Annotated in this window: 6 protein-coding genes and 1 pseudogene; 6 read left to right on the forward strand and 1 reads right to left on the reverse strand. The window is 71.2% G+C overall.

Annotated features, from left to right (window positions below):
* The first annotated feature begins 93 nt into the window (after positions 1 to 93).
* Genes FNH08_RS42835 through FNH08_RS42845 form a run of 3 tightly spaced genes read left to right on the forward strand, consistent with a single transcriptional unit; the run spans position 94 to position 2,737 of the window.
* Positions 94 to 627, forward strand: a complete 534-nt coding sequence (locus FNH08_RS42835; RefSeq protein ID WP_152776918.1) for a PadR family transcriptional regulator — start codon at positions 94 to 96, stop codon at positions 625 to 627.
* A complete protein-coding gene (locus tag FNH08_RS42840; RefSeq protein WP_152776919.1) occupies positions 624 to 1,325 on the forward strand; it encodes an ABC transporter ATP-binding protein in 702 nt (233 codons plus the stop codon). The genes FNH08_RS42835 and FNH08_RS42840 overlap by 4 nt, the downstream gene beginning before the upstream one ends.
* Before the next feature lie 59 nt (positions 1,326 to 1,384).
* On the forward strand, positions 1,385 to 2,737 hold the full coding sequence (locus FNH08_RS42845) for an ABC transporter permease (RefSeq protein WP_152776920.1): 1,353 nt from the start codon (positions 1,385 to 1,387) through the stop codon (positions 2,735 to 2,737).
* Between the two features lie 179 nt (positions 2,738 to 2,916).
* Here FNH08_RS42845 and FNH08_RS42850 read toward each other — a convergent pair whose 3' ends face one another.
* Complete coding sequence (locus tag FNH08_RS42850) at positions 2,917 to 3,981, reverse strand: mechanosensitive ion channel family protein (RefSeq protein WP_322726375.1); 1,065 nt, start codon at positions 3,979 to 3,981, stop codon at positions 2,917 to 2,919.
* Positions 3,982 to 4,320: 339 nt separating this feature from the next.
* On the opposite strand from FNH08_RS42850, the gene FNH08_RS42855 reads away from it, so the two are divergent.
* From FNH08_RS42855 to FNH08_RS42865, 3 genes and pseudogenes are all read left to right on the forward strand, one after another.
* A complete protein-coding gene (locus tag FNH08_RS42855; protein ID WP_194045963.1) occupies positions 4,321 to 4,857 on the forward strand; it encodes an HNH endonuclease in 537 nt (178 codons plus the stop codon).
* Positions 4,858 to 5,066: 209 nt separating this feature from the next.
* Positions 5,067 to 5,468, forward strand: a complete 402-nt coding sequence (locus FNH08_RS42860; RefSeq protein ID WP_152776922.1) for an SseB family protein — start codon at positions 5,067 to 5,069, stop codon at positions 5,466 to 5,468.
* A pseudogene (locus FNH08_RS42865) lies at positions 5,465 to 5,788 on the forward strand (hypothetical protein); the annotation flags it as partial. The gene FNH08_RS42860 and the pseudogene FNH08_RS42865, both read left to right, overlap by 4 nt.

Consider the following 5,788-nt stretch of genomic DNA (forward strand, 5'->3'; position numbering starts at 1 on the left):
GGTAGGGGCGGCGGGGGCGAGGAAAGTCCGGATCGACGAAGAACTCGCGCACGGCTATTCACTCACTACATATACTCAGTACATAATGACTGCATGAGCACCCGCCACATCCTGCTGGGGCTACTGGCCGGAGGACCGAGCCACGGCTACGACCTCAAACGACGGCACGACGAACGCTTCCCACAGGCCCGCCCCCTGGCGTACGGCCAGGTCTACACGACCCTGCAACGCCTGGTCCGCGACGGCCTGGCCGAGGTCGACGGAACAGACTCCGACGGCGGCCCGGAACGGACGATGTACCGCTCCACGGACGACGGCGCGCGCGAACTCGCACAGTGGGCCGCCGAGGTCGCCCCACCCGCACCGTTCGTGACGAACGAGATCTTCGCCAAGGTCGTCGTCTCGATCCTCGCCGGCGGCGCCCCGGCCACCTACCTCCAGGCGCAGCGCGCCGCGCACATGGAGCGGATGCGGGAGCTCACGGCGGTGAAGACCGCCGGGACCGCCGACCTCGCCACCGTGCTCTCGGCGGACTACGCCCTCAACCACCTCGACGCCGATCTCCGCTGGATGAACACCACCACGGCCCGGCTCACCACACTGACCGCGGAGGTCGACGCCGCATGAGCAACAACAGCGACAAATCGGCGCCACCGCTCCTCACGGCCCACGGCCTGACCAAGACCCACGGGAGGACCCCGGCACTGCGCGGCGCCTCGGTGGAGCTGGGCGCGGGTGAGATCCTCGCCGTCACGGGCGCGAGCGGCAGCGGCAAGTCGACGCTGCTGCACTGCCTGGCGGGAATCGTCCGGCCGGACGAGGGCGCCGTGACCTACGGCCACACACGCCTCGACCAGCTCCCCGAGAAACGGCTCAGCGAGCTGCGCCGTACGGACTTCGGGGTGGTGTTCCAGTTCGGGCAACTGATCCCCGAGCTGACCGCCCTCGACAACGTGGCGCTGCCGCTGCTGCTGGCGGGTGCCTCGCGGAGGGACGCGCACACGCGGGCGGGCGAGTGGCTGGAGCGGTTCGGCGTGCTCGGCCAGGAGGAGCTGCGGCCCGGCGAGATGAGCGGCGGGCAGGCGCAGCGGGTGTCGCTGGCGCGGGCGCTGGCGACCGGCCCGAAGATCGTCTTCGCGGACGAGCCGACGGGAGCACTGGACTCGCTCGCCGGCGAGCAGGTCATGTCGGCGCTGGTCCACACGGCCCGGGAGTCCGGCACGGCGGTGCTGCTGATCACACACGACGCGCAGGTGGCGGCGTACGCGGACCGAGAGGTCCAGTTGCACGACGGTGCCGTGGTCCCACTGGGGGTGACGGCGTGAGCCCCATGACTCCCATGACTCCCGTGAGTCCCGCGAGATCCAAAAAGACCGTCGGGGCCATGGGAACCATGGGGTCCGATCTGCGCATCGCCTGGCTGCTCACCCGAGGGTCCCACCGTCGGGAGTGGTGGCGAGTGGCACTCACCGCGATCGGCGCGGCACTGGCGACGGCGTTCACGCTCGGCGCGACCGTGCTGGCCGCGGTGTCGGGTCGGGTGTACCGCGTTCCGCTCGCCGCCGGGCTGCTCGACGAGCCGGGCACGCGCTCCGGTGTGCTGCTGGGGCTGACGCTCCTGCTGGTGCCGGTGCTGGGCTTCCTCGGCCAGTGCGCCCGGATCGGCGCCGTGCACCGCGACCGGCGTCTCGCCGCGTTGCGGCTCGCGGGCGCGACGGCCTGGCAGGTACGGCGGATCGCCGCGCTGGAGTCGGGGCTGGCGTGCCTGGTGGGCGCGGCGGTCGCCACAGCCCTGTTCGTGCCGTTCCTGCTGGGCCTGACGGAACGCCTTCCTGCGGCCGTGTGGGCCGGGATCGCGCTGGTCACGCTCGCCGTCCCGCTACTGGGCGCCCTGGTGAGCGCCCTCGCGCTGCGCAGGGTGGTCGCGTCGCCGCTCGGCTGGGTGCGACGGGTACGGCCGGCCGCGCGGCGAGGCCCCGGCATCGCCTTCCTTGTGGCGACGCCGGCCCTGCTGCTGGCCGGGCTGCTCATGGCGCCGGACGCCTTCGGCGGTTACGCCGCGGCCCCGGTGACGGTACTCGTTGTCGTGATCCTGACCGGGATGGGCGCCGTTGGGCTGACCGGCGTGACCTCGCGGATCACCGGCCGGCTGCTGGCCGCCCGTACGGCGAACCCGGCCGTGCTGATCGCCGCGGAACGCCTGCGCGACGCCCCGTGGACAGCGGCCCGCACACACGCGGCGGTACTCCTGGTGACCGTGGTGGGCACCGGCTTCATGGGCGTGCGGCACGCACTGCTCGCCGACCTGAACAGGGATGGGCCGACCGCCGCGGACATGACCTACTACACCACCGGCATCAACCTCACCGGCGCGGCCGTCCTCATCGCCCTCGCGATCACCCTCTCCGGCCTCGCGGTCGGTGCCGCCGAGTCGCTGGCCACCCGTCGCCAGGGCCTGGCCGCGCAGACCGCTGCGGGAGTGCCGTACACCGTGCTCGGCCGGGCACTCCTGCTGGAGACGGCGCTGCCGCTCGCCCCGGCGGTGCTGCTGGCGGGCGCGGGCGGCATGACGATCGGCGTCTGGTACGGGGTGGTCGTCGGCGGAACCGACTGGACCGTGCCGTACGCGGCGTTCCCGGTCCCGGCGGCGGTGTACGTCCTCTGCCTCCTGGCCGCGGCCACCTCGCTGCCGCTCCTGCGCCGCACCCTGCGCCCGGCGGAGTTGCGCTACGTGTGACACCGCCACGGACTCGGCGCCCCGGGAGGCACGGGGGACCTTCCGGGGAGCCGTACGGGGGCGCACTACAGGGGGGTGCGCACAAGAAAGGGCGGCGTCCGAAATGCTTCGGGCGCCGCCCTTTGCCGTACAGCGAACTACTTCAGGCGAAGCGCTCCAAGCGAAGCACTCCAGGCGGCCTACTTCACCGGCGGTGCGATCGGCGCCGCCCGCTCGGACTGGGGCGAAGTCGTGGAGGAGTACGCCGACGGCGGTGCCATACCAGCCGTGGGATCCACGTCCGTCCCGCCCTCCGGCTGGGTCGGAATGCCGCCCACGATAGGGATGTCGGCAGCGTCGAAGGCGAGCTTGATGCGCCAGCGCAGCTCCCGCTCCACGGTGAGCGCCTTGCCGGGCATCGTCTTCGCGGAGACGCGGACCACCATCTGGTCGAGCAGGACGCTGTCGAGGCCCAGGACCTCGATCGGACCCCAGAGACGCTCGTTCCAGGGCTCGTCCTTGCTCATCTCCTCTCCGACGGCCAGCAGGGTGCGGCGGACCTTGTCCAGGTCCTCACTGGGGCGGACCGTGACGTCGACGCCGGCCGTGGACCAGCCCTGGGAGAGGTTGCCGATGCGTTTGACCTCGCCGTTGCGGACGTACCAGATCTCGCCGTTGTCGCCGCGCAGCTTGGTCACGCGCAGCCCGACCTCGATCACCTCGCCCGAGGCGACGCCCGCGTCGACGGTGTCCCCGACGCCGTACTGGTCCTCCAGGATCATGAAGACGCCGGAGAGGAAGTCCGTGACCAGGTTCCGGGCGCCGAAACCGATGGCGACACCGGCGACACCGGCCGAGGCCAGCAGCGGGGCGAGATTGATCTCGAAGGTGGCGAGGATCATCAGTCCGGCCGTACCCATGATCAGGAACGACGCGACCGAGCGCAGCACGGAACCGATGGCCTGGGAGCGCTGACGCCGCCGCTCCACGTTGACGAGCAGCCCGCCCAGGGCGGTGCCGTCGACCGCCGAGGCCGTACGGTTCATGCGGTCTATGAGCTTGGTGATGGCCCGGCGGATCGCCACTCTGAGGACGGCGGCGATCACCAGGATCAGCAGGACCCGCAGACCGATGGCGAGCCAGGTGGACCAGTTCTCCTCGACCCAGCTCGCGGCGTTGGTCGCGCTCTCCTGGGCGTCCTGGAGCGAAGGGGCCGTCGGTTCCTCACTGGGGTCGGCGGCCGACAGCAGGACGGACAAGGACACGGCAGGTACCTCCAGGTGCGGCGTCTGCCCCCGGTGTGGCGGTCAAGGTCACGGGAAGATCACGGAAAAGTCACCGGACAGGCAGAACCACCACACTAACGGGGCACAGTGTGTGAGTCGCCGCGAAGTTCCGGGGAGAGACCATGCCCAGAACCGTGCTCACCCCGAGATGAACAGGTGGGATGAAGAGACCTCCCTCCGGGGGATGAATGAGGTGTGGTCGAAAACACTCCCAGCCCGTTACCGGGACATGGTGGCGCTTCCACCAGGCATGAGGGGAGACTGACTACCGAACGTCCCGGCGCGAGCCACGCGCCGCCGACGCCCAAGGAGGCATCCGTGCCGCATGTCCTGGTCCTGAACGCGTCGTACGAGCCACTCGGCGTCGTACCGCTCCGCCGTGCGCTCGTCCTCGTTCTCGAGAACAAGGCCGTCTGTCTCGAGGAGTCCGGCGCCTTCATGCACAGCGCGACCGTCACAGTCCCCGCACCCAGCGTGGTCCGGCTCAAGAGGTTCGTCCGGGTCCCATACCGGGGTCCCGTCCCCCTCACCCGTCGGGCGCTGTTCGCCCGCGACGGGGGCCGGTGCATGTACTGCGGTGGCGTCGCAACCAGCGTCGACCACGTCATCCCGCGCAGCCGCGGGGGCAAACACGTGTGGGACAACGTCGTGGCGTCCTGCCGTCGCTGCAACCACGTCAAGGCCGACCGCCATCTCGTAGAGATCGGCTGGCGGCTCCGCCACAAACCCGCCCCGCCCACCGGCCTGGCCTGGCGCATCATCGGGACCGGCCATAGGGACCCGCGCTGGCTGCCCTACCTGCAGCCGTTCGGCGCGGACGACGCGATGGCCCGGATCGACGGCATTTCCGCCTGAGAATCCGGGCTTTTGCATACCCGGCGCTCCGCTGAGGACGCCGGGTGCTCGGTCAGGCCCTGGGGCGCACGCGCGCCAGGGCCCCTGGTATGCCCAGAGACCCCGCGTGTCCCCGGAGAGCCCTGTGGTGTTCCCGGAGCCCGACCGACTAACGTGATCGGCCGTTTGTGCGATGAATGGGCGTACGAGGCGCGCGAGGGGCGACGGGGATGGCTGGGGTGGGCGCGGAGGCGTTGCGGCGGCGGCTGGCGGATCTGGCGGCGGCCGGGCAGGGCGATCCGCGGTCGGTGGTGGGCGATTTCCGGCGCGGTGAGGTGCTGGTGCCCGTGGTGGACGGCTCACTGTTGTCGGTGGAGGCGGGTGGGGTCCGCTGGCTGCTGGTGTTCACGGATGAGGCGGCGCTGGCGCGGTTCGCTGGGGCGCGGGGTGAGGGCGTGCCGGAGTGGGTGCCGGTGTACGGGGCGCGGTTGCTGGATCAGATGATCCCTCAGGTGGGCGGGCCGGTGGGGATCGCGGTGGATGCGGGGAGTGCGGCGGGGATGGTGCTGCCGCCGGTGGTGGGGATCGTTCCGGACGCGGTGGCGCTGGATGCGGCGGGGGCGGACGCGTGAGCGGTGGCGGTGGCGGTGGCGCGTCCGGTGGCGCCGGTGGCGGTTACCGGGTTGATGCGGAGGCGCTTGCGCGGATCACGCGGGGCATCAACCTGGCGATGGACGAGCTGAAGGAGCTGGGCTTCGACATCGAGGCGAATCTGGGGCGCGGGTTCGACGAGTTGGAGCTGGCGGGCCTGGAGGTGGGGGACGGGAGCCTGCACCAGGTGTTCGCGGACTTCTGTGAGCGGTGGGGCTGGGGTGTGCGCTCACTGATGCAGGACGCGAACGAGTTCGCGGGCCGGCTGAACCTGTCGGCGGGGCTGTATCACGAGCAGGAG

This window comes from Streptomyces spongiae (assembly GCF_009377185.1).
In the GTDB taxonomy this organism is placed as follows: Bacteria; Actinomycetota; Actinomycetes; order Streptomycetales; family Streptomycetaceae; genus Streptomyces; species Streptomyces spongiae.

What these genes read in the sequence shown, in the direction of transcription:
- FNH08_RS42835 (WP_152776918.1), top strand. Translation starts at nt 94, where the DNA reads ATGAGCACCCGCCACATCCTGCTGGGGCTACTGGCCGGAGGACCGAGC.
- FNH08_RS42840 (WP_152776919.1), top strand. Translation starts at nt 624, where the DNA reads ATGAGCAACAACAGCGACAAATCGGCGCCACCGCTCCTCACGGCCCAC.
- FNH08_RS42845 (WP_152776920.1), top strand. Translation starts at nt 1,385, where the DNA reads ATGGGAACCATGGGGTCCGATCTGCGCATCGCCTGGCTGCTCACCCGA.
- FNH08_RS42860 (WP_152776922.1), top strand. Translation starts at nt 5,067, where the DNA reads ATGGCTGGGGTGGGCGCGGAGGCGTTGCGGCGGCGGCTGGCGGATCTG.